We start from the raw sequence: 23,957 nt of genomic DNA, 5'->3' as shown, positions 1-23,957 counted from the left end.
TCATCGGGGTGGCACATGGAGTTAATCCACATCGTCCCCCCTGCGGCACTTCGAACACAGCATTCTCCCGTCGTCAACGACGAGGTCGTCGCTCATCATACCGCAGGAATCACATATCCCTGTCGAAGAATCGTCGGTGATGGACTTTTCATATCCGTTGTTGACCTTTATCAGTTCCGACATTATCTCGTTCATCGCGTTTGAGACCGAGAGAATGTCCCTGACGGTTACAAGGCCTACGACCTTGTCCCCTTCAACAACAGGAAGTCTTCTCACTTTATTTTTCACCATCATGTGAGTTGCATCGCCAACGGTTTTGTCAACATCAATTGTGATCAACGGGGTACTCATGATTTCACTGACACGTACTTCACTCGGTTTTTTGTCTTTGGCAACAACCTTACAGTTGATATCCTCCTCCGTAACTATACCCTTTGGCAGGTTATTCTGTAGCACTATGCAACTTCCGACTTCATCGCGGCACATCTTTTCTGCGGCCTTTGCAACAGTCGCTTCGACACCGATTGTGGTGGGATTATATCTCATCGCCTCCTTTACCGGAACGCCGACTTCAAATCGGATTATGTCGTATTTTTTTTCACTCACATGACTCACCTCCATCCCCGCAGGAAAACTCCTGCAGAGAGAGGGTCTACAATTTAACCTATCGCCCTGTCTCTATAAAAGGATACTGACAAAGACATTTCATAAAAAAGAAAAAATATTGAAGGATATTATTCAATCATCCTTTCATTCGATGCAAAGAAAATATATTTCCCAAAAGAGACATGATATTTAGTATATAATGTACAATATTACCGTTACATAATATTAGTTGATATGCTGGAGTTAGTACAAAGATGAGTTTTCTTATTCGAACGAAACAAAAATTTTCCAGGTTCTTTAAGGGCCTGATGAAGAAAAAGCAGATGAGGGTAGGTATATACGGGCCCCCAAATGCAGGAAAAACAACTCTTTCAAACCGGATAGTCAGGGACTGGACAGGAGACGCCGTCGGCCCTGTAAGCGAGATCCCGCACGAAACAAGACGTGCGAGAAGAAAAGAAGGGGTTACTATCTCTGACGAAACGGGGAATTCGGTCACTATCGATATCGTCGATACGCCGGGTGTTACGACGAAGATCGACTACAAGGAGTTTCTCGAGTACGGAATCGAGGCCGACGAGGCCATCGTGCGGGCAAGGGAGGCGACGGAAGGTGTTGCAGAGGCCATGCACTGGCTGAGAGAGGATATAGACGGGGTTATCTATATGCTCGATTCAACACAGGATCCTTTCGTCCAGGTAAATATCATGCTTATCGGAATCATCGAGAGCAGGGATCTGCCTGTTATTATCGTTGCAAACAAGACGGATCTTCCGGATGCAGCTCCTTCAAGGATCAAGAGCGCCTTCCCGCAGCACCCGGTTATTTCCATCTCCGGACTGGAGGGGACGAACGTAGAGGAGCTCTACGATAAAATGATCGAGTATTTCGGGTGAATAAAATGATACAGGGAGTTCAGATAGACCTCATATCGGCTGACCGCCTCGAAAGACTCACGGCATTGGAGAAAGTCAGGCTGATTCTTGAAAAGGTCATGGAAGGAAATGTAGTGGTTCTTGAAAAAGGCCTGACTGCGGACGAGCAGAGCCTTCTTATCGAGACCACGATGAGGGAGATTACTCCCGACGGATTTGCCGGAATAGAGATGGAGACATATTCCGGGGGACCGGCTGAAAGCCACAAGGGAGGTGGCGGACTTTTCGGGGGTCTCTTCGGCAAAAAGGAATCTCCAGGCCGCCTTACAGTAATAGGGCCTGCAAACCAGATGAAGACGTTGAAGAAAGACAAGGATCTCATCAGTGCCTGGGTATCCTCAAGGTGAAACCTGATAATGCCACACAAGTGTACAAAATGCGGCAGGGAGTTTAAGGACGGTACAACCGACATCCTGAAGGGATGCCCCAGTTGCGGAGGAAAAAAGTTTCTCTACATCAAGCCTGAAGATCTTCATAAGGACATTCTTGAAGAGAAGAGCATAGAGGATGTGATCGAAGAGAAAAAAGATTCTCTTCTTGAAGTAAGCACCAGCAAGGAGGAAGAGCCGGTTGAGATATACGACAGGATAGAGAGCATCCGTGTCCTGAATCCCGGATCTTACGAACTAAACCTTGAAAAGCTCGCAAAGAGCGACGAGATGGTAATGCAGATGGGAAAGGACGACAAGTACATCGTCGATCTGCTTTCGATGGGAAAGGTAGAGAAGGATAAAAAGAAAAAGAGGAAGAAATAGTTCTTTGAAATTACCAGGATCAATTTCAAACTGTTTTCATCAAGCAAAAACAAAAATTACTTTTCAGTAACCATTTCCTTTTATTCAATAAAGTTGGACCCCCAATAATTATCCGCTGAAAAATTTATTCCTAAAAAGGAGATTTCATCAGTTTCTCACACGTATATACTTATTTTTTGTAATACTGTCACTTCCATCAGCATTGGTGACTGTGAGTGAGACATCATACCATCCCTGCCATGTATATACATGAGTAGGGTTTTGCTCAGTTGAAGTATTCCCATCTCCAAAGTCCCAAGACCAGTATATAGGATCTCCTGTAGACAGATCAGTGAAATATACTGTCATCGGCTTCCTGCCATCAGTGGGTGTACCATAAAATTCTGCAACAGGGAGTATTGAAGGTTCAATTAAATCATAACTTCCTGCACTGCACACCAGGTATGTAGAACCGCTGAGCTGGAATACATTGCCACTGCCCGGGTACATATTATTGATATGAACCTCGGGGGTCTTAGTGGGTGAATAAGGCAGAATCACAGTTCCGTCAACACTCAGGTATGTCTGGACATTATACCCCGGGTAAGGGACAACTATTGAAAGCGTCGAAATCATATTCGAATAACCCGAGATCCATACATCGGACACAGAACCGGAGTTTTCCCTAAGCACCCCGTCAATATACAGGTTCGCATCATCAAAATTCAGAGTGTTTATCGTTCCTGGGGAACGCATATCAATAGATCCATCCTGGTCGCTCATCAGAACAATACGGACATTTGTTCCAACAGGGAGGTAAATCTTGGAACCCCTATAGTGGAGGTAAGAGTTGGGACCTGTAACATCAAATTCAAGTTCACCGCCCGATGTGAAATAAAAGGGTCTGTGAGTGTTGAGGTAAATATCTGAACGCGTCGCAGTCACGGTGACATAATCGGTCTTCTCCTCGATATCTGAACCATATGCATTAGTAGCTCTCAGACTGACCGTGTATGTCCCCCCGGATGTATATTCATGCACAGGGTTTTGCCCGGTTGAGGTCTCGCCGTCACCGAAATCCCAGTACCACGAGGTTGGAGCACCTGTCGACAGATCGGTAAATGTTACCGTCAGGGGAGCGTCACCGGACGTAAAATCGGCTGAAAACTCCGCAACAGGCCCATAAGAAGGAGTACAGGTCTCGTAGATCTCCCTGATCTGGTCATCTGTCAGAGCCGTTGTATACAGCCTGACATCATCCATGAGCCCCTTATAATAGAACTGGTAGTAATAACTGTTCATCTGCTGTTTGCCGAGGGTCAGGTCGTCGTCATTCGTCTGGAAATAAGACGGAAGCGAAGAGGTGACTGTTGCAGCATACTCGCCATTCACGTATAGTTTTGCAGTCCCGGAGTCTGTGTCCGCAACAAATGCGATATGCTGCCACTGGCCATACTCATAATCAAAGTTGTTAGTGCTGTATTCGCGATAGCCGCCGGAGTAGGTCTCAAATGAGAGCTGCGATGTTCCGGAGTACATACGCCTGACAAATAACTCATAATTATCCTTGTCCTGATCGCCCTTACAGATCAGGGAGGTGTAATTATAATACGTGGAACTTGTTCCGGAGAGTATTCCCGGCGTCTCGGGCTTGAGCCATGCGGTATAAGTAATCGAATCGGGTGCATCCAGGGTATCCGAATCAGGGACCAGCACATAGGTACTTGTTCCGTCAAAGTATAATGCGCTGTCACAGGCGCCTTCTTCACGGGAATAAGAACCCTGGATCTGACCGTTATTGCCGTTGCCTGAAGAGTCTATGGCTGTACTTCCGGAGGATTCATCGAATTTCCACCACGCGGCGGGCTGCGGGAATTCGCTCACAGTGATATAGGCAGTCTTTATCTCCGTATCGTTTCCATACGCATTCCATACTGTGAGACTGACATTATAAATCCCTGCAGAGTTGTATACGTGAAGCGGGCTCTGGTTTGTCGATGTCTGGGCGTCGCCGAAGGTCCACAACCATGACGTAGGACTGCCTGTCGAAAGATCGGTGAAATTGACAGTAAGCGGAGCAGAACCGCTGGTTAGATTCGCCGTAAAGTCTGCTACTGGCAGCTGTCCAGGGGTAGACGTTTCGGTGACAGTCGCGGTGGCAGTAGCTGTTGCAGTTGATGTCGCAGTCGCGGTGGAGGTTGCTGTTGGGGTATATGCTCCCTCTCCGCTTGATGCGATCAGGCTTCCCTGCCCTCCTTTCGTGGAGATTATAAGGATCTGGTTGTAATCGCTTTTATCTTCGATTACGAGCGTTTCACCGACATCCCAGGAATCCCATTCTCCTCCGCTCTCCTCGTCATCATCGCCTTGGCCGAGGAGTGTTATTTGATCGGGATAATAATCGACGCCGTCCACACGGACAAAAAATTCACCGGACGCAAGAGAGTCGCCACCGTCATGATACAAAAGCAGATCATTTTCTGTAGTATCCGGGATCATTGACAGGCTGGGAATTTCTGTGGGTGTACTCTGGCCCGTAATAAATACGCCCACCATGGCAATACCCACAACAACAAGAGTGATCATTAATACTACACCGATGAGCTCTGAAACGGCCTCATATCTTTGGATTTCATCAATCTCGATGTCGTTTCTCTTCATGATGCATCAATCCCGGAAAATATGGAACATAACTGAACAGACAAGTGAAACAGATTTAATAATTGACACAGGCAATCCAGCAATACCAGTATAGTGTATTCTAACTATTCATAGATATTTAAATGCGTTGTGTTGCTTGCTTCGGGTTCGTCAGGAAATAACCAAGAGATGATTCCTGAAAATCGGCCGGAAATTTCCGCAACCATGATCCTCTTTTTCGTCATTCCTGCCGAACCATAAACAAACCACCGGTTTTCATGAAATGACCCCATCATAAAAAAATGTTTAATCGCTGACGATCAGATCAGGGATTTCAGCAAAAGAACTGGAAAATTATTCAAAAAAAGACTAATTTCCAAACGGGTAATCTTCCAGATTGCTGATATATTCGGCAATATTCCTGAATTCGACATCTGTTCCGTAATCGGCGTAAAATCCTTCCTTTGCAATAACAATTCCCTCAAATCTCTCACCATCAAAGTTAACCCTGCCATTTGGAGCGAATAATACCCCAGTTACTGTAATACCCCCGTGATATATTGTTATATCACCAGTTGAGGCAACAATAACAACATTTTCCGCTTTGCCACCCGAAATCCAGTCTGTAAAATAAAAACTGTTCGAAAAGAACTTCATGTTGCTCGTAAGATTGCCACTTGGAGTAACATATCCTCTTGAAGTGTACCAGGATTCTGAATTAGCTTGGGGAATCTCAATGCCAGGTACCACAGCCTGCGGGACGGTAGTCTGTTTGATGCACTTATCGAGAATATCCTGACGATAAGAACCAGGATGGCTTATCGAACCCGTGTAATAGATATAGGCATCCGGAGCAATCCAGGGAGTATTCCCAAGTTCGAGATTCCCATTAACATAGACATTGTCATGAATTCTGGCATCTTTCAGACTGAAGTCTCCATTGACATAGAGCTCTCCATAAACATGCCTCCGACCGTCCCAAAATGTCACACTACCGTTGACTACTATTATTCCAGACTCACCTGAAGAGCCCAGACTTGCACTACCACCGTCAAGATACACATTACCATCTATGTAGATATTAGTAACAGAGATCAAGGCTCCTCCGTTCAGGTCAGAAGTGACGAGATCGCCGGTAATTATTACTGTCGAGCCGTTGCCTAAAACATCATCTCCTAAAAAGTTTAACTGATTGCCGTACACGAAGACACTCTCATTCGTAACAAAGTCCGAAAATCCGAAGACAGTTACGTTAATTGTAATGGAACTGCATCCTCCTTCATTACAGGCAGTCAGAGTAACGGGATATGTGCTTGAATTATTGTATGTGTGCGTCGGATTTTTTGACGTTGATGAGGTATTGTCCCCGAAATCCCAGAACCAGGATGTAGGATCACCGGTAGACAGGTCTTCGAAAGAGACCTCCAGCGGTGCATACCCCGAAACAGGAGTGAAAGTGAAGTTTGCAACAGGTGCAGGGATTCCCGGCTGGGTAGTGATACTTTCAATAACCGTAGGATTGCGGGAGTCGGTAGATATTACCTGAATTACGGTACCCTCAGTGGATGGGATTGAGCTTTCCAGAATGTCGCCGACGGAAAACGTGATCCAGGGATCACCCTCGGGCGTCTTAAAATCATCAGTCATGTCAACTCCGTCGACCAGAATTTGGGTGGTTTCCCTCTTGAGGGTGTCTCCTCCCTGGTGAATAAGATCGATATACCCTCCTCCGTCAACGGTACTCACCCTGAGTGCAGGAGTTTCTACAGCAGAAGTGCCCGAAAATACGACTAACGCCAGCATCCCAATAACGACAGCAATAACAGCAGTAAGAAGAAGAGCACCAATCAGCTCCGCTACGGCGCCCTCATCTCCGGAAATGAACTTTTTTGCTGACAAATCTTTTCTGAACTTCATTTTGCGCCCCTTTTCCCAGACCGGAATGACATTACGGACATAGAACTCCTTATGTATCAGGTGAAGGTTGCTGCAACAGACTGCAGAGAAACCGTATAATTGGCGTACTGGTAATTTATCGAATCCAGGCCTGTTATTGTAGTCTGGTTCCCGGTCTGAGTCACAGTACCTCCGCCGAGTTCTTTCAGGATACTGCGCCAGGCCTTTGCAGCAGATGCGTCCCTGAGTGTCATGTTTATAGTATACGGTTCTCCTGAAACCGGTTCGAATGTATATTCTTCGGTGCTGTCCGTAAGTGAGGTATCAATACGGACCTGGCTTTCTCCGCTGATCGATCTCGTTCCCGATCCTTCCGTATCAAGATTTACGATCACCAATGTGGCTACCTGACCATTTGAACTGAAACCGAAAAGAGGAGCGACCCTGTTTACTGTCCCGTCGCTTTGCTCAAGGAACACCCCCCCCATCTCGTAATAATAGGTCTGAGATATCCAATAGTTATTCAGTGCCTTGTACTGGACGCTACCGATCTCCTCATTCAAAAGAACACCGCTGCTGTTGCTTATTTCGAACCATTCGGAACCGTTTTCCAGTGAAATTGTTCCGGATGATCCAAAAGGCCTCATGAATATCAGAAACAGCCCCTGGCTGTATGTTGCTCCACCCTGCGACCCGAGCACAAGCGAATTCGAGACCGTGATATCACTTGGACCGTCACCAGTCACGGGATCGTAATTTATCCACAGCGAATCGGCCGTAATCTTGTATTGTGTGAACCAGTCCTGGATATAACCCATGTGCTCGATCTCCTGCTGTCTCCCGTCCGCAGGAACGGCATAGATAACCCATATTGAAAGAAATACCATTATCAGGGCAAGGATCATGATAATTCCTATTACCTCGGAAAGGCCTTCTTCACTATATATACGATTCATTCTCCAGGTACCCTTAAGATATTAATGCTTTAATTAAATCACTAAAAATTAATTATTCTTCCGCTGACAGAACCTACATATTGTTAATCTCGGACTAATAATATATAAGGCACATGCAAATGAACAGGCAGGAAAAGATACACTGGGCTGATGTAATTGCCGCAGAAGTCCGGCAGGATATTCCTCACAGGATTGCTACCGGGATTACACCGTCGGGCCCTATCCATATCGGCAATATGAGAGAGGTCCTTACAGGCGACATCGTATACAAGGCTATGCAGGAGAAGGGCCTTGAAGTAGAACTCATGTACAATGCGGACGAGTTCGATCCCTTAAGAAAGGTCTACCCGTTCCTTCCCGAAGAATACAGCAAATATATCGGGATGCCAATCTGCGACATCCCGTGCCCCTGCGGGAAGCACAAAAGCTATGCCGAACATTTTCTCGAACCGTTCCTTAACTCGCTCGAAGAACTTGATGTAAAACCGAAAGTCCTCAGGTCAAGCGAATTATACAGGTCCGGGATGTTTACCGAAGAGATCAAAACCGCACTTGAGAACGCACCCAGGATAAAGAAGATCCTCGAGAGCGTTTCGGGAAGACAGCTCCCGGAGAACTGGGTCCCGTTCTATCCCATATGCAGCAGCTGCGGGACCATCTCGAACGCAGAACTTCTCGAACACGATCCTGAAAAGCACCTTGTCAGGTACAGGTGCGGCTGCGGCCACGAAGGAGTATGCGACTACTCGAAAGGCGAGGGCAAACTCGTATGGCGTGTCGACTGGCCGATGAGATGGAAGGCGCTCGGAGTCACGATCGAGCCCTTCGGAAAGGACCACGCTGCAGCCGGCGGCTCATACGACACGGGCAAAAAGATAGTGGAAGAGATCTTCGGCGGCTCCGCACCGTTCCCTGTTCCTTATGAATGGATCAGCCTCAAGGGAAAAGGAGCGATGGCTTCATCGACCGGAGTTGCGATAACAATAGACTCGATGCTCGAGATAGTTCCGCCCGACGTCCTGAGGTACCTTATAGTAAAGACGAAACCCGAGAAGGCAATCACATTCGATCCCGGCATGGGCCTGCTCTCGCTCATCGACGAATACTCAAAAATCGCAGAGAAGGGAGAAGGGCGGGAGTATGAGTTCTCAAAAATATCGAGCGTTGCAACCGACATCCCGTTCAGGCATCTTGTAACCGTCGTACAGACTGCAAGAAATGAGAACGACATCTTCGACATACTCGAGAGAAGCGGGTACAATGTAACAAACCGCGATGCCGTGATCAGGAGAGTTCACAGGGCGGAGAAGTGGGTGGAGAAATATGCTCCCGATATGGTGAAGTTCACCGTTGCAAAGGAGCTGCCTCCCGAATGCGCCGAACTTTCCGACGGACAGAAGAAAGCCATATCGAACCTTGTAGGGAAATACTCCGCTCTTAACACATGGAATGCCGGGGATCTTCATAATGTGGTCTATGAAGCGGCAGATGAAGCGGGAATCGACTCAAAAGAACTCTTCACTGCGATATATATCTCGATACTCGGAAAGCAGAGAGGGCCGCGTGCAGGGTGGTTCCTCGAGGCGCTCGGCAGGGATTTCGTGATCGAAAGGCTCAAAGAAACGGTGGAATAAAGTGCTCAGCAAAGGATGCAGGCAATGCCATAAAGGCGCAAAGATGGTGCTGTTCATTACAGGCATGTGCGAGAAGGATTGCTGGTACTGCCCGATATCCTACGAAAGAAAGAATAAAGACAGGACATTTGCAAACGACAGGCTCGTCGAAAAACCCGAAGATGTCCTGGAAGAAGCAAGGAATATGAACGCCCTCGGAACGGGGATTACCGGCGGAGAAGCGCTTCTCGAGACTGAACGCGTCATATTTTATGCAGGGATGCTGAAAGCAGAGTTCGGGGACGAGCATCATATACACCTGTATACAGGAATGGCTCCGTCGAAGGAGAGGTTAACGAGGCTAAAAGGCCTCGTCGACGAGATCAGGTTCCACCCGCCGCAGGAGCTTTGGGACAATATACTCGGGACCGACTATATCAGGGCAATAAATGATGCAAAGGAACTCGGGATGGAGGCGACGATCGAGGTACCGTCGCTTCCGGGCCTTGAAAAACTCATCCCGGTTCTTCCCCTTATCGATTACCTGAATATCAACGAACTTGAATGGAGCGAGACGAACGCCGCCGCAATGAGGGAGAGAGAGCTGAGTCTCGAAGACGACTATCATAATGCGGTACCGGGAGCAAAGGAGTGGGCCGGAGAACTTCTTGCCGCAGATGACAAGGTCCACTGGTGCTCATCGACCTTCAAGGACTCCGTTCAGCTCCGTGAAAGGCTCAAGAGGATCGCTGAAAATACCGCACGCCCGTTCGAGGAGATCACAGAGGACGGAACTGTCGTCTACGGGGTGCTGATCCCGTCGGGACCTGTCCCTGAGGATCTCGAAGAAGAACTCTGCGAGATATTCGATGACAGGATCGAGCTTGCATGGTGGCTGTTGACCGAATACCCCGACGACTTTCCGGGAGACAAAAAGATAATTGAAAGATACCCCAATAATGGAATGATTGTCGAGGTGACACCAGTTTGAGAAAGCCGGGACAGGTACTGGAATCTTTTTACGAGAGACGTATACTCGGGCAGTGCAGGCATATCCCGGATCATATCGCTATCATCCAGGACGGGAACAGGAGATATGCAAAAGAGAGAGGGATCGATGTAGCGATAGGACACAGGATGGGAGCCGAGAAGACAAATATGGTTCTCGAATGGGCAAGAGACATCGGCGTCAGGCATCTTACGCTATACTGCTTTTCCACCGAAAATTTCAACAGGTCGGAATACGAGCAGAACGAGCTGTTTAAACTCTTTACTGAAAAAGCCATGGAAACCCTTGAAGATGAGAGGGTTCACGAGAACAGGATACGATTCCAGATGGTAGGCGACCGCGATCTTGTTCCGGAAGATCTCCTGAAAAGGATTGAAAAAGTTGAGGAAGTCACAAAAAACTACAACAATTTTACAATAAATCTTGCTCTCGCCTACGGCGGCAGAAACGAGATCCTCCATGCGACAAAGAGCATCCTGAACGATATTGAAAGAGGCGTCCTGACTCCTGAAGATATAACCGAAGACCTGATCAACGCCCACCTCTATCACGGCATGAATATCCCTCCGGTGGATCTGATCATAAGGACCGGGGACGACAAAAGGACATCCAACTTCCTGCCCTGGCTTGCAAACGGAAACGAATCGGCGGTATATTTCTGTGCACCCTACTGGCCGGTATTCCGGAAGATCGACCTCTTAAGGGGTATCAGGGTCTTCAGCAACAGAGTAGACAGCTCTTATTTGCCGTAACGCCTTTTTCTTGTCTGGTAATCGCGGAGGGCTCTAAGGAGATCTATTTTTCTGAATTCACTCCAGTTTACGTCGGTAAAGAACAGTTCCGAGTACACCGACTGCCATATCAGGAAGTCGGTCAGGTGACTGCCGCCGGCTTTTATTACAAGGTCGGGTTCGTACCTGAAACTCAGGTGGGACTCGATCATCTCTTCGTCGACGTCTTTCGGGTGTAATTTTTCCTGTGCCATGTGCCGTATGCAGCGAACAATCTCCTCCCTGCCGCTTACGCCAATTGCTACATGGACGTCCGCACCTTCGCCTGCAACGAATTTCTCACCTGCACAATAGATGTTTACCTGTGCAAATCCGGAGATCTCTTTTAACTTTTCAAGGAAAGATTTCAATCCCCCGGGATTGTCCGTATCGACATGAAACGTGATATGGCTGATCCCAAGATCGCAACACCATTTCGCCACTTCATTGGTTTTCTCCGGGGCATCGGCGACATCCCTGTCAGTCAGCATGAAGCATACGGATTCGGGAGGATTTATAATCCCCTTCTTCAGCCTGCTTTCGTAATACCGCCTTATAAGCATGTCAATTGATGCCCCAAAGACATTCCAGTCGTTCGGTGTATGTCTGTGGTTAAGAGTCAACCACAAACTAACTAATTCTTTTTCTCTTTATTACATAAATATATACTAATTGAATTTCGAAAAATAAGGGATACAATATGCTGTACTTTGTCGGATTAGGACTCTTTGATGAGAAAGATATATCAATAAAAGGTCTTGAGCGCATAAGGGACTCTGACGAAATTTTTCTTGAGTCATACACCTCGCGTCTCACGGGAACGAATATTCAAAAAATGGAGCTCCTTTACGGAAAAAAACTCACCATTCTCGGGCGCCAGGATGTAGAGAACGAACCTGAAAAAATTCTTGAGGCTGCAAAAAAAGGCGATGCAGTGTTCCTCACCGGCGGTGATCCAATGGTTTCTACCACGCATTCGGATCTTCGCATCAGGGCTATGAGGGAGGGCATAGAAACTGCAATAATCCACGCGTCGTCAATACAAAGTGCGGTGTGCGGGCTCTCCGGGCTCCAGAACTACAGGTTCGGGAAATCATGCTCCGTTCCCTACCCTGAGAAGGGATGGTTCCCTACGACTCCTCTCAATACAATCCTGAAGAACCTTGACGACAACCTGCACACCATTGTCTTTCTCGATATCAAACCGGACAGGTTCATGACTGTAAACGAAGGGATAGAGATTATCGAGCAGATGGCAGGGATGGAGAACAAAACTCCCCCTAAGCTCTATATAGGAATTGCAAGGGCTGGATCGGATGCACCGGCGGTTATCGCAGGCGATGCCGAAAAACTGAAATCAGCAGACTTCGGCGATCCGCTTCACATCCTTATCGTTCCCGGAGAGCTTCATATGATGGAGCAGGAATACCTCGAAACTTTTGCAGGATTATGAAGATCAAAGCCGCAGGGGATCTGCTGAAGGAAAAGATCGAATTCTCGTCGATATCTCCCCCGGAGAATACACCGCTGCACAGTGCCGCTGAGGAGATCATCGAAATGGCACTCGCCTACCTGAGCGACGGCGGCACATTCCTCGGGTCGGGCGACGAAGTAAACGCCCTTGCATCATATGCATACGGACTGGGATGGCTGGATGCCGGGATATACGCGGGGCTGATCTCGTGCATGGCCGATATCGGGTTCACAACTCTGAATTGCGACGAAGAGATCCCTGAACCTCTCAATGATCACCTTGAGGAGAAGACCGGAAGATATCACCGCATGCTGGACTCGGCCGTCAGAGGTGTCACACCCGCACCGGATAAAGAGAGTCCTGTCTTTACTGCAGCGATTGATATCATGGATATTGCCGGGAGGCATCTTACGGAAGGGTGGGGCTATGAACAGGAAAAAGAAGGTGACAACAGCCTTTCTTCTGCGCTCTGGCATTTCAGTTACGGCTACGGGTGGCTGGATGCCGGTGTTCGCATTGGAATCCTCTCCATTACTGGAGACAGGAGACTGTTCACTGTTTAAAAATTGGATGGATTAATTCATCTTTTCCAATTGCGTCATGAATCCGTTAGAACCTTAAAGGGTTTATATGTGGCAGGACTAAACTTTTCAGGAGATTTGGATTAAAAATATGGACAGGAATCAGTGGAAATGGCTTGCGGTTTCAATCGTATTCAGTATAATTGTTCTTGCAGTTGTTCTCTATTTTACCATAGACGAACAGACAATAACTTATCTTCAGCAGTTAAAGCCGGTATATCTTATTGCAGCTCTGGTACTGCACATGATATCCATGTGTTTCTGGTCCATGAGGATCAAGATGATGTCCCTGTCACTGGGATATAAAGTCCCGTTCCTCCACTGCCTGAATATGGTGTTTGCAAATCTCCTGATCGCAGCAGTGACTCCCTCTCAGGCAGGAGGGGAGCCTGTCAGAATACATGAACTATACCGGGTCAACGTTCCGCTGGGTGACGCTACAGCAATCGTCATCATGGAGAGGGTTCTTGACGGCATCCTGCTGGGCATAATAGGGGGAGTCGCAATGTTTCTCCTGTGGATCGGTGCGGAAGAGCTTGGTCTTACAATAACGATTCCGCTTCTCTTCATGTGGCTGATGATCGTCGGGTTTGTGGTTCTCTTTGCATATTCAGTTAAGAATCCCGAGTTTCTCAAGAGGCTGATCAAGAAGGTCTCAGGCTGGTTCACGAAACGCTGGCGTGCAGAAAAGATTGAGAAGCTTACAAAAGATATCGACGAGGAGGTCGACAATTTCAACTCCGCCCTGAAGAATTATGTGAGCCACTCGAAAAGAGGTCTTATGTGGGGAGCTCTCTTCACAGTTCTCTACTGGTTCTCCGAGTTCTACATCGCTTCGCTTATACTGATGGGTCTTGGCGAAGGGCCGCATATCGTCGAATCGTTTGTGGCACAGATTATTATTGCCATAATCATGATGATCCCGCTTACACCGGGAAGTTCTGGTATCGCAGAACTCTCGGCTACGTCTCTTTACGCACTCTTCGTTCCGTCTGCAATAGTAGGCATATTCGTGGTCCTGTGGAGGCTTATCCTGTATTACTTCAATATCTTCCTCGGGATCTTTGGGACAGTCATAATTGTCAAGCGTGAGGTAGTCAGGAAGGCGATAAAGGATAAGATCGCAAAGGCGGGTCAGCTAAGGAAAGATTAGATCGGGTCGATCGAACATTTTTTATTTTTTTTCCCAGGATTTTATTGAAAATGGATAAAGAGTACATAAAGATAGATAACAACGAAATTGCGATCCCTGCTGTTCTTTGGGGAAAATCAGGCCACAGGTTATTGATCGAGGTACATGGCAACTGCTCCGGCAAAGAAGACACAGTCATAGAGATGATAGCACAAACGGCCGTCTCCGCCGGTTACCGGGCCCCAAGTTTCGATCTCCCTACGCATGGCGAACGACAAGGTGATAATTACGAATGTAATCCTGAAAACTGCGTAAGCGATCTTAAGGCGGTCTATGATTATGCAGAAACGATTTCGTCGGAAATCAGTTTATTCGCGTGCAGTATCGGGGCCTATTTCAGCCTCCTTGCCTATCATGATCTTGATTTGGAGCAAAGCCTGTTCCTGTCCCCTATAGTGAATATGGAACGACTTATCGAGAACATGATGAAAAATAACGGTATAAGCGAAGAGAGACTTAACAGCGAAGGCAGGATTCAGCTCCCTGACGGCCAGGCCCTGGACATTAATTATTACCGCTACGTGAAAGATAATCCGGTTTCATTCGAATGGAAATCACCTACATCGATTCTTTACGGTTCAAAGGATGATCTGTCGGAATGGAAAGAAATTTCCGGTTTTTCTTCACGGTACAAAGCGCCGGTTACGGTTCTCGAAGGCGGAGAGCATTTCTTCCATACCGATGAACAGCTCCGGGCATTCGATTCGTGGGCGAAAGAGGATCTGGGCGGATCGGCAGGCTATCCTTCCCGTTAAAGAACATACTCAGGAGATACCATGAACAACGATTCTATTAATGAGTGGGACAAGGCTGCAGCCGAATATTCCAGATCACAGGAAAATTCTCCCTATTCCTTATTCAACAAAAAATATGTAAAATCATTATTGGTTCGTGATCTCCATGGCCTCAGTATTCTTGATGCAGGTTGCGGAGACGGATATTATGCGAATTTTTTCATGAGCAGGGAGCAGATGTAACCGGATGCGACGGGTCTTCAGAAATGCTGAAGATGGCAAAAGAGAAGTACCTGGAAATAAAATTTGATTTACTGGATTTGGAAGAAGAATTACCCTATTCCGATGAACAATTCGACATTATATTCTGCAACCAGGTTTTAATGGATCTTAAAAACATCTCAAGTACCATAGCAAATTTTTCAAGAGTATTGACGGGGGATACTTCTATTTCTCTGTTGTTCACCCATGCTTTTACCTGGGCGACTGGGAAACTGATGATAAAGGAAAAAAGACGCATAAAAAAATAACGGATTACCTGTCTCATTCTTCCGAAAAAAATAATTTCTGGGGATCTACCACTCATTATCACCGGCCTGTTTCCTATTACCTGAATCTTTTAAACAAAAGCAGCCTTATGCTCGAGACATTACTGGAGCCGCCGGTATTAATCGATAAACATGACGACTCTACATCAAGAATTTCACTTTTTCTATTCGGAATAATGAAAAAATATCCATCCACGAAAAAAGAATAATTTTTAATTTATCCGATGAATTTCCTGATTCCTGCAGCGGCGAGAATGTCGTTCTGCATCTCGAAGCAGCTGTTGCCTGTTATATCGGCGATGATTTTATTCGTGATATTCGTATGATCCGGGTTCGTTTCGAAATCGAAATGATCGCCGACAAATTCCATTATGCCTTCAGGAATATAGGGCGATTCAGGGTTCAGGTATCTCAGTGAATCGAGAATGTCCTGTTCGAAGTTCGCGTAGACTTCATGGAGATATTCCATATCGTTCTCTTTTAATGCGGACAGGCCGAGAATCTCAGGTGGAACTCCGATAGAATACATCGCCGCCGTGAATGTGATTGCCCTCGGAAGTTCGATGTCGCCGGAAGACCTGGAGTAACCGAAGAGTCCTATATGGAGCTTCCGCTTCCTCCTCTGAGGTACATAGGGTGCAACCCTGTTGACGAGTCCTGCAAGCTCTTTCAGGTGCCTGTTGTACTCCGCAGAGTAGCGTTCTACAATATCTGTGCACCTTTCTTCTGAGATCTCAGGCGCAGGGTTTACAGGCGCTTTTTTAAGTTCTTCCACTGCTTTTCGCACATCTTCCGCCGGGTAGTCGTACTTGAATGCGGACTGGACAGTGAAGGTCCATGCTCCCGGGTATTCGGCAAGTGTCCGCCGGATCGTATCAGGCCTGAGGTTTCCCCTGAACGGAGCGGAGCCTGCACCGATGATCGGGAGAACAGGAACACCAGTCGCTTCGGAAACTGCACCGGCTTTATAGAGGCCAATCTTGTTCAGGAGGACTGCGCCGATCAGCCCGTAATTCATTGCTGGATCGGAGCGGGCGAAGAAGACCCTCTGGTAATCAATTTTTTTGCCGTCGATATAACGCCTGAGTATCTTATCCGAATTGAGGATGCTCTTCATATCCTCGAAAAGCGGAATTACGTTTATCTTTTCCGGCCTGATGTCGCCCACCCAGTCGGCAATCGTGCAATCACGGCCGCCAAGACGCTTGTCCTTCTTGCCTACGACAAAATCACGGTAATACTGGTAGATGTTGTCGATCGATTCGAATGAAGAGGTCATCGGGAGGATTACCTCAAATATCGGGGCGAAGTCGTTTTTATAGAACAGACTTGCCAGGTCGAACGATCTCGGGATGCTTTCGAGAGTCTCAAGCAGGATCTTTCCCTCGGTATGCTCGATCTCAGGGTTCGGAACTCTCAGTGTAAGGAATTTTTCCCTGCCGATCTGTCTCTCGCTGAAATAATCACCGTATCTCGAAAGGAGTTTTTTTACAACGAAACTATCGACTTCCTTCCCCTCGCAGTCCCACATCTGCTCGTCGCACCCGAGATTTGAATAGACGTAATAGGCCTCAACCACCTCGTCTTCACCCTCAAGTACAGGGTTTTGGGCAAAGAAAGGCGGGTGAACGTTGTCCGGATGCTGGGTGCTCATGCATCTCGGAACATGGCTATAATCTGCGGACATGGTATATACTCTTGTCAACCATATTTCAAATCATAGTTGACAATATAGGTTCGTTTTGAATAATGTAATCTTTTCGGTGGAGATGTCTTATAAAACTATGAGCCGGGATTCTAATCTAGAACTGATGAAATATCCGGGTCCGATTTGTTTAAAATGAATATTATATATCCAAAAAATAGTGAGAAAGGTTTAGTCCCTGTGTATCGGGTCCATCACCTTTCCACTGTCTGCACCGATTACAACAGTACAGCCTGTAACGGATCTGATGTACCAGTGGGGTTCAGTCACACCCGGATATAATACATAGTAGAGGGTCATTTCCGTGAATGCATCTCCGCAGTCGAGTTTATGGAATATATTGATCGCTTCCTTGAAATCGATCTTGTAGCTGTCGAACGCTCTCACGCCAAGCGGGCATTTGATGACAACAGGCCGGGTCATCCCGATAAGCGGGGGTTGTGCAGCATAATATGAATAGCAGACTCCACTTGCTGCCTCCTTTACCACATAATTCCACCCGGCAACGTCTTTTGCTTCTTTTGCATATCCATGCTTGAGTTGAGCTTTTTTCGACATCAGTCCCTTGAAGGTCACGCCTTCGCCAAGATTGGCTGCCGCCAATTTCAAATGTTCTTCTTTCATTTTGAGCCCCCCTTAATTTTATCAAAGAAATTAAGGGATTTCTTTCAAAAAGGTTACAGATTGTACTATTCTGCCCCCTAATGAAAGCCAGGAGATTGCGTTTACTACGTCTCCCTTAATGCCCCCATACGATTTGATCGGCAATAAATGTTTGTTCGTATGATTTTCTACAATAAAATTGTTGAAAAGACTGAGGTCTATTTTTGGATTTCTCATTATTTTTGCTTTAATTATTGTAAGGGCTTAAGCCCCTTCGGGACAGCCCCATGCTCAGTTCGCTTCGCGAACTTTCGCAATGATGATAACCCGGCCTGGACGCCTACCCGTCCGGGTAGCCTTGGCCGGGAAGATTTACTATTCTGATTATTCTTAAACAGTGAAATTATTAGATTCATCGGGAAAACACGAGGAGCCGGAGGGATGCTTGCCCGTCCCGACGGCGTCTATCGCGAGCAGGGGAAGGGTTGAAGGGAGGAGGATGTGCCCCCTCCCTTCTCTGCTATTAAATAAAACAAAACTCAAGCTCAAATAAAAAAATCACGAAAGCAATCAAAAACATGAGTGTCTTATTAATCATTTAAAATTACTCAATACCTTACGGTCTTCTATAAAATTTCATTAAAACAATCATACCTTACGGTCTTCTTCAAAATTTCTCGTAGAACAGTTCACAATCCTTACCGGGATTGCAGCGGGGGATGGTTCCCGAGAACTCGCGTATCTCAGTACAGCATCCTGCGTGGGTGGTCTTAACTTCCGGGTTCGAAACGGGTCCGGGTGTGACACCACCGCTATGGCCGCAAACGTCAGACTCCGGTCATGAACCGGAACGTTTGCAAATATCTGACTGTATAGTGTGTGCACAGAAGGATTTCGTCTGGATTTCAGCGGTATAGCCAATTGCTGAATTATCGGGCGTTAGTGCTTGTGGACTGAACACGTCGTTGCCTTCGTGCGTACATCCCAAGTCTATCAAACGAGTCTTTTACTCGTGCCCTATAACGGAGTCTCTTTTCAGGTCAGGCTTCAAGCTTAGATGCTTTCAGCTTTTATCCCGTAGCGCGTAGCCACCCGGCATTGCCCTGTCGGACAACCGGTCTACCAGTGGCGCCGACGGAAAGTTCCTCTCGTACTATTTCCGTCTTACCTTCAGACTCCCAACACTCCATATAGATAGTAACCGACCTGTCTCACGACGGTCTAAACCCAGCTCACGATCCCCTTTAATAGGCGAACAACCTCACCCTTGGCTGCTGCTGCACAGCCAGGATGGAAAGAACCGACATCGAGGTAGCAAGCCGCCGGGTCGATATGTGCTCTTGCCGGCGACGACTCTGTTATCCCCGGGGTAGCTTTTCTGTCGTCAATGGCACTCATCAAAAGCGCTCATTGGTTCGTTAGACCCGAGTTTCCTCTCGCAGACACTTACTGTTCGTGTCAGCGTCAGGCCAACTTTTGCTCTTGACACTCTCCTGTGAGTTTCTGACTCACATGAGTTGACCTTGGGGCACCCTTGATACCTTTTCGAGGGTGTGGCGCCCCACCCAAACTGCCTACCTACCGGTGTCCTCTAAGCGAGTTAGTGTTACAATAAACCTAGGATGGTGTCTCAGATTGCGACTCCCCGTTCCCCACGAGGAACGGATCGACATCTCCCATCTACTCTGCGCAAGGAATACCGTAACACAACGACAGGCTGCAGTAAAGCTCCACGGGGTCTTCACTTCCCATATGGAGTCCCTAGCCTCTGCACTAGGATAAAATGTTCAACGGACTTGTGTTTGGGACAGTAGGACTCTCGTTAATCCATTCATGCAAGTCGCCAATTAAGCGACAAGGTACTACGCTACCTTAAGAGGGTCATAGTTACCCCCGCCGTTTACAGGTCCTTCGTCCGGTTGTACCCGGTGTTCAGATACCTGCACTGGGCAGGAATCACAGACTATACTAGTCGTTTCCGAGTTGCAGTCTGCTATGTTGTTATTAGACAGTCGGAGTCCCCGAGTCACTGCGACCTGCCCGATCTCCGGGCAGGCACTCCTTATTCCAAAGTTACGGAGCTATTTTGCCGAGTTCCCTAAACACAATTAAACCGACACGCCTTAGCCTACTCAGCTAGGGGCACCTGTGTCAGATCTCGGTACGGTCATCTTGTCCCCTTTTCACGGGCTCCAGGAATGCGCCTTAATTACTCATCACGATTTCACCTAATTCTCACCATTACGGTTCTCCAAAGGCTTATACGCTTAAACAGGGCGACTACCCTGCAAGGCATATCCCGAAGCGTCAGGATTATTGACAGATGGTACAGGAATATTAACCTGTTTCCCTTTCGCTATACTCGAGTTACGGTATAACTTAGGACCGACTAACCCTCGACTGACGAACATTGTCGAGGAAACCTAGCCCCTGCGGCGGTTAGGATTCTCACCTAACTAATGCTTCTACTAATGCCAGAATTCTCATTTCTACACGGTCCACAGGAACTTACATCCCTGCTTCCGCCCATGCAGAACGCCTCTCTACGCCATCATACATAGTATGGTCCGTGGTATCTGTGGTAGGTTTCAGCCCCGTCCATTTTCTGCGCCCTAAATCTCGACTGGTAAGCTGTTACGCACTTTTTAAAGGATAGCTGCTTCTAAGCTCACCTTCCAGTTGTCTTTGACCTAGGACCTCATTTAGTGTTTACACTTAACCTACACTGAGGGACATTAACCACGGGCTGGGTTGTCTCCCTTACGCACTACAAGCTTACCCCGCAGTGCGGACTTCCGAGCTTCTACGACGATAGGGAATTTGGAGTTTGACAGCAGGGTGAGGGATTTCTCCCCCAACTCCCACAATCAGTGCTCTACCTCACTATCTATCTCCACTCAGGTCATGCTACGGCATGTTTCGAGAGGAACCAGCGGATGCCCAGTTCGATTGGCCTTTCACCCCTATACGCAGGTCATACGAATGATTTGCATATCAAAACCGTTTCGGCCCTCCACGCAACTTTCGTCACCCTTCAGCCTGCCCACGCATAGATCACTGGGCTTCGGGTCTTACCCTTCCGACTCCACGCACTTTTAATACGTCGTCCCATAGAAAACTTACGGACTTGTCGCTTTCGCTTCGGCTTCCCATAACAGGTTAACCTCGCCGAAAGAGTAAACTCTCTGGCCCGTTCTTCAAAACGTAAGTTATGACGCTGGCAATGCATCCCATACTACAGCCTCGCGACTGATTCTTTCGATGCAAAGATCCTTTCACGCCATAACACACCATCGCCTGCCAGTTTCAGGCACTTATTCACCACCTTTCCAGGGTTACTTTTCAGCTTTCGCTCACGCTACTAATGCGCTATCGGTTTCGAGGAGTATTTAGTTTTGGAGGTTGATGACCCCCAAATTCACGCGAGAATGCCAACCCGCGCTACTCAGGACTCCACATATACACAGGATTCTTACATGTACGGGACTGTCACCCTCTCTGGTTTGACGTTCCAGAACAAATTCCATTTCAAATCATGTGCGAACAGTGGGCCTATAACACCACATCTCCCTTGCGGGATTCAGTTTGAACTCTGTCGCTTTCGATCGCCTTTACTTACGACATCTCGTTTGATTTCTCTTCCTCCCCCTACTGAGATGTTTCAATTCGGGGGGTTACCGATTGTTACCAATCGTAGTCAAAAGACTACAGGATGTCCCATTAGGGTATCTCCGGATCATAGAATCCTTGCGTCTTCCCGGAGCTTATCGCAGCTTGGCACGCCCTTCATCGGCACTCGAACCGAGCCATTCACTGACAGGCAGAACGTAATTCAGCATTATATCGGCTTAACCGCTAAAATCCATTTAACGTCCTTTGTGCACACCTATACACGGCTTCAAAGGGTCACGCGTCGCCATGACTCTCAGCCCTTCCCCGGTGACTCGCATCTCCGGGTGCATCGAAAACCGTTGTTCTTCAACGGATGGACTCAGGGGGATTTGAACCCCCGGCCTCGGCCTTGCAAAGGCCGCGCTCTTCCAGCTGAGCTATAAGCCCGCCTCGATTATTGCTTGCTGACACAAGTGATTTTACAGTCTGTTTAACAACCGCTACTTAAACCCTTATTTCGTTAGGAGGTGATCCAGCCGCAGATTCCCCTACGGCTACCTTGTTACGACTTAACCCCCCTTGCAAAACCTAGATTCGACTGCGGCAAAAACCACAGCCTCATCCAAACCTCACTCGGGTGGTTTGACGGGCGGTGTGTGCAAGGAGCAGGGACGCATTCACCGCGCTATTTTGAAACGCGATTACTACGGATTCCAGCTTCATGTGGGCGAGTTACAGCCCACAATCCGAACTTGGGACGGGTTTAGGAGATTGACTACACTTCTCAGTGTCGTTGCTCATTGTCCCGACCATTGTAGCCCGCGTGTAGCCCGGATAATTCGGGGCATGCTGACCTACCGTTGCCCATTCCTTCCTCCCCTTTAGCAGAGGCGGTCCCAACAGTGTCCCCATCATTCCGGAGAACATGCTGGCAACTGTTGGCGTGGGTCTCGCTCGTTGCCTGACTAAACAGGATGCTTCACAGTACGAACTGACGACGGCCATGCACCTCCTCTCAGCTGGTCAAACAGAGTCTTCAGCCCGGTTATCATTCCGCTGTCCTATCCGGTGAGCTTCCCGGCGTTGAGTCCAATTAAACCGCAGGCTCCACCCGTTGTGGTGCTCCCCCGCCAATTCCTTTAAGTTTCAGCCTTGCGACCGTACTTCCCAGGCGGCACGTTTCACGGTTTCCCTTCGGCACCCAGGTGACTCGTGGTCACCAGTACACCTAACGCGCATCGTTTACGGCTGGGACTACCCGGGTATCTAATCCGGTTCGCTCCCCCAGCTTTCGTTCCTCACTGTCGAAGCCGTCCTGGTAAGATGCCTTCGCCATCGGTGGTCCCTCGAGGATTACAGGATTTCACTCCTACCCCCGAAGTACCTCTTACCTCTTCCGGTTCCTAGACACTCAGTATCTCTTGGACGCCCGCCGGTTGAGCCGGCGGATTTCCCAAGAGACTTAAGAGTCCAGCTACGAACGCTTTAAGCCCAATAATAGTGGTCACCACTCGAGCCGCCGGTATTACCGCGGCGGCTGGCACCGGTCTTGCCCGGCCCTTTCTTCAGATGCTTTTTGCACACCTGGACAGCTCGCGTGTACGAGCACTCGGGGTTCCCTTATCACAGTTTCCTGCATTGTAAAGTTTTCGCGCCTGCTGCGCCCCGTAGGGCCTGGAATCGTGTCTCAGATTCCATCTCCGGGCTCTTGCTCCCACAACCCGTACCGATTACAGGCTTGTTGGGCCGTTACCCCAACAACTACCTAATCGGCCGCAGATCCATCCTAAGGCGCCGGAACTTTTGGCTAGGAAACATTCCAGTATCCCTAGCCTATGGAGTATTATCCCCAGTTTCCCGGGGTTATCCTCCACCTTAGGGCAGGTTATCCACGTGTTACTGAGCAGTCCGCCGAGGGTCTAAACCCTCTCGACTCGCATGGCTTAATCGAACCCCGATAGCAGTGACCTCTGGCAGGATCAACCAGAATTATTTTTTTTCAGTACTAAGCACACTATCGGTTATGTAACTTTTAAAGGAGATTAGCGGTTATTAAACAGATTTCCGCATCACTTGTGCCAACGTCAGAACCGATGCGCCCACTCGCGCACATCTCGGCTCCCCATCAAACAATCGCGGAAACAATATTAGAGTTCATGGCATATAAACCATGTCTTTCTTGTTTCCGTAAGGCAACAGAACGGTTCATACAAAACCGATCCTCTGTTATCCGTTAAAGCTATCTAGTGGTCGCGTTTCTCGAAAAGAGCTCTCAGAGCCCTTTTCTTACACACCACTTCAGCCTTACAATGTTATCAGTTGCAACATATAAAGGTTGTTGAAAATTAC

The 23,957-nt window shown here is 47.8% G+C and carries 19 protein-coding genes, 1 tRNA gene and 3 rRNA genes; 12 read left to right on the top strand and 11 right to left on the bottom strand.

The window, feature by feature from the left end; genetic code table 11:
• Positions 1-21 precede the first annotated feature (21 nt).
• Positions 22-621, bottom strand: a complete 600-nt coding sequence (locus MPET_RS03780) for a CBS domain-containing protein (protein ID WP_048130588.1) — start codon at positions 619-621, stop codon at positions 22-24.
• 239 nt (positions 622-860) lie between these two features.
• Here MPET_RS03780 and MPET_RS03775 point away from each other — a divergent pair, with 239 nt between their 5' ends.
• Genes MPET_RS03775 through MPET_RS03765 form a run of 3 tightly spaced genes read left to right on the top strand, consistent with a single transcriptional unit; the run spans position 861 to position 2,296 of the window.
• Positions 861-1,502 carry an Era-like GTP-binding protein gene (locus MPET_RS03775; RefSeq protein ID WP_013328696.1) on the top strand — a complete coding sequence of 214 codons (642 nt, stop codon included), beginning with the start codon at positions 861-863 and terminating at the stop codon, positions 1,500-1,502.
• A 5-nt stretch (positions 1,503-1,507) separates the two neighbouring features.
• The gene (locus tag MPET_RS03770; protein WP_013328695.1) at positions 1,508-1,888 is read left to right on the top strand and encodes a DUF2073 domain-containing protein; all 381 of its coding nucleotides are present in this window, start codon (positions 1,508-1,510) and stop codon (positions 1,886-1,888) included.
• A 9-nt stretch (positions 1,889-1,897) separates the two neighbouring features.
• Positions 1,898-2,296, top strand: a complete 399-nt coding sequence (locus MPET_RS03765) for a Zn-ribbon domain-containing protein (protein ID WP_013328694.1) — start codon at positions 1,898-1,900, stop codon at positions 2,294-2,296.
• Positions 2,297-2,443: 147 nt separating this feature from the next.
• Here MPET_RS03765 and MPET_RS15650 read toward each other — a convergent pair whose 3' ends face one another.
• From MPET_RS15650 to MPET_RS03750, 3 genes are all read right to left on the bottom strand, one after another.
• Positions 2,444-4,936 (bottom strand): PKD domain-containing protein, encoded by a 2,493-nt coding sequence (locus tag MPET_RS15650; RefSeq protein WP_013328693.1) that lies wholly within the window; start codon positions 4,934-4,936, stop codon positions 2,444-2,446.
• Between the two features lie 348 nt (positions 4,937-5,284).
• Positions 5,285-6,832, bottom strand: a complete 1,548-nt coding sequence (locus MPET_RS03755) for a PKD domain-containing protein (protein WP_013328692.1) — start codon at positions 6,830-6,832, stop codon at positions 5,285-5,287.
• Positions 6,833-6,888: 56 nt separating this feature from the next.
• Complete coding sequence (locus MPET_RS03750; protein WP_013328691.1) at positions 6,889-7,767, bottom strand: DUF7289 family protein; 879 nt, start codon at positions 7,765-7,767, stop codon at positions 6,889-6,891.
• A 119-nt stretch (positions 7,768-7,886) separates the two neighbouring features.
• On the opposite strand from MPET_RS03750, the gene lysS reads away from it, so the two are divergent.
• Genes lysS through uppS form a run of 3 tightly spaced genes read left to right on the top strand, consistent with a single transcriptional unit; the run spans position 7,887 to position 11,141 of the window.
• Entirely contained in the window at positions 7,887-9,401 is a 1,515-nt protein-coding gene (lysS, locus tag MPET_RS03745) for a lysine--tRNA ligase (protein ID WP_013328690.1), read from the top strand.
• A gap of 1 nt (position 9,402) precedes the next feature.
• A complete protein-coding gene (locus tag MPET_RS03740; protein WP_013328689.1) occupies positions 9,403-10,371 on the top strand; it encodes a radical SAM protein in 969 nt (322 codons plus the stop codon).
• Positions 10,368-11,141, top strand: coding sequence for a polyprenyl diphosphate synthase (gene uppS, locus MPET_RS03735; RefSeq protein ID WP_013328688.1), 774 nt, complete (start codon positions 10,368-10,370; stop codon positions 11,139-11,141). The genes MPET_RS03740 and uppS overlap by 4 nt, the downstream gene beginning before the upstream one ends.
• Here the strand turns inward: uppS and MPET_RS03730 are convergent.
• Positions 11,129-11,788, bottom strand: coding sequence for an undecaprenyl diphosphate synthase family protein (locus MPET_RS03730; protein ID WP_013328687.1), 660 nt, complete (start codon positions 11,786-11,788; stop codon positions 11,129-11,131). The genes uppS and MPET_RS03730 overlap by 13 nt on opposite strands.
• 71 nt (positions 11,789-11,859) lie before the next feature.
• On the opposite strand from MPET_RS03730, the gene dph5 reads away from it, so the two are divergent.
• From dph5 to MPET_RS03700, 6 genes are all read left to right on the top strand, one after another.
• On the top strand, positions 11,860-12,612 hold the full coding sequence (gene dph5, locus MPET_RS03725; protein WP_013328686.1) for a diphthine synthase: 753 nt from the start codon (positions 11,860-11,862) through the stop codon (positions 12,610-12,612).
• Positions 12,609-13,196, top strand: a complete 588-nt coding sequence (locus tag MPET_RS14395) for a DUF357 domain-containing protein (protein WP_013328685.1) — start codon at positions 12,609-12,611, stop codon at positions 13,194-13,196. Before dph5 ends, MPET_RS14395 begins: the two co-directional genes overlap by 4 nt.
• A gap of 109 nt (positions 13,197-13,305) precedes the next feature.
• Positions 13,306-14,367: a lysylphosphatidylglycerol synthase transmembrane domain-containing protein gene (locus MPET_RS03715; protein ID WP_013328684.1), complete on the top strand. Its 1,062-nt coding sequence runs from the start codon at positions 13,306-13,308 to the stop codon at positions 14,365-14,367.
• A 50-nt stretch (positions 14,368-14,417) separates the two neighbouring features.
• Positions 14,418-15,161: an alpha/beta hydrolase gene (locus MPET_RS03710; protein ID WP_013328683.1), complete on the top strand. Its 744-nt coding sequence runs from the start codon at positions 14,418-14,420 to the stop codon at positions 15,159-15,161.
• A gap of 21 nt (positions 15,162-15,182) precedes the next feature.
• The gene (locus tag MPET_RS15275; RefSeq protein WP_013328682.1) at positions 15,183-15,383 is read left to right on the top strand and encodes a trans-aconitate 2-methyltransferase; all 201 of its coding nucleotides are present in this window, start codon (positions 15,183-15,185) and stop codon (positions 15,381-15,383) included.
• 23 nt (positions 15,384-15,406) lie between these two features.
• On the top strand, positions 15,407-15,670 hold the full coding sequence (locus MPET_RS03700) for a methyltransferase domain-containing protein (protein ID WP_013328681.1): 264 nt from the start codon (positions 15,407-15,409) through the stop codon (positions 15,668-15,670).
• Positions 15,671-15,905: 235 nt separating this feature from the next.
• On the opposite strand, the gene ppcA is transcribed toward MPET_RS03700, so the two are convergent.
• The 6 genes from ppcA to MPET_RS03670 all read right to left on the bottom strand — a co-directional run bounded on the left by ppcA (position 15,906) and on the right by MPET_RS03670 (position 23,598).
• The gene (ppcA, locus tag MPET_RS03695) at positions 15,906-17,375 is read right to left on the bottom strand and encodes a phosphoenolpyruvate carboxylase (RefSeq protein WP_013328680.1); all 1,470 of its coding nucleotides are present in this window, start codon (positions 17,373-17,375) and stop codon (positions 15,906-15,908) included.
• Positions 17,376-17,564: 189 nt separating this feature from the next.
• Positions 17,565-18,017, bottom strand: coding sequence for a hypothetical protein (locus tag MPET_RS03690; protein WP_013328679.1), 453 nt, complete (start codon positions 18,015-18,017; stop codon positions 17,565-17,567).
• 683 nt (positions 18,018-18,700) lie between these two features.
• Positions 18,701-18,822, bottom strand: a 5S ribosomal RNA gene (rrf, locus tag MPET_RS03685).
• A 94-nt stretch (positions 18,823-18,916) separates the two neighbouring features.
• Positions 18,917-21,836 (bottom strand): 23S ribosomal RNA (locus tag MPET_RS03680).
• A 146-nt stretch (positions 21,837-21,982) separates the two neighbouring features.
• Positions 21,983-22,055 (bottom strand) — tRNA-Ala (locus tag MPET_RS03675).
• Between the two features lie 75 nt (positions 22,056-22,130).
• Positions 22,131-23,598: ribosomal RNA gene (locus MPET_RS03670) — 16S ribosomal RNA — on the bottom strand.
• Together the 16S, 23S and 5S rRNA genes with 1 tRNA gene alongside form the textbook arrangement of a ribosomal RNA operon.
• Positions 23,599-23,957 lie beyond the last annotated feature (359 nt).

Origin of the sequence: Methanolacinia petrolearia DSM 11571, from assembly GCF_000147875.1 — an archaeon.
GTDB lineage: Archaea > Halobacteriota > Methanomicrobia > Methanomicrobiales > Methanomicrobiaceae > Methanolacinia > Methanolacinia petrolearia.
Note: the sequence above shows the minus strand (reverse complement) of the source record. Positions and strands in the feature narration are given on the sequence as shown.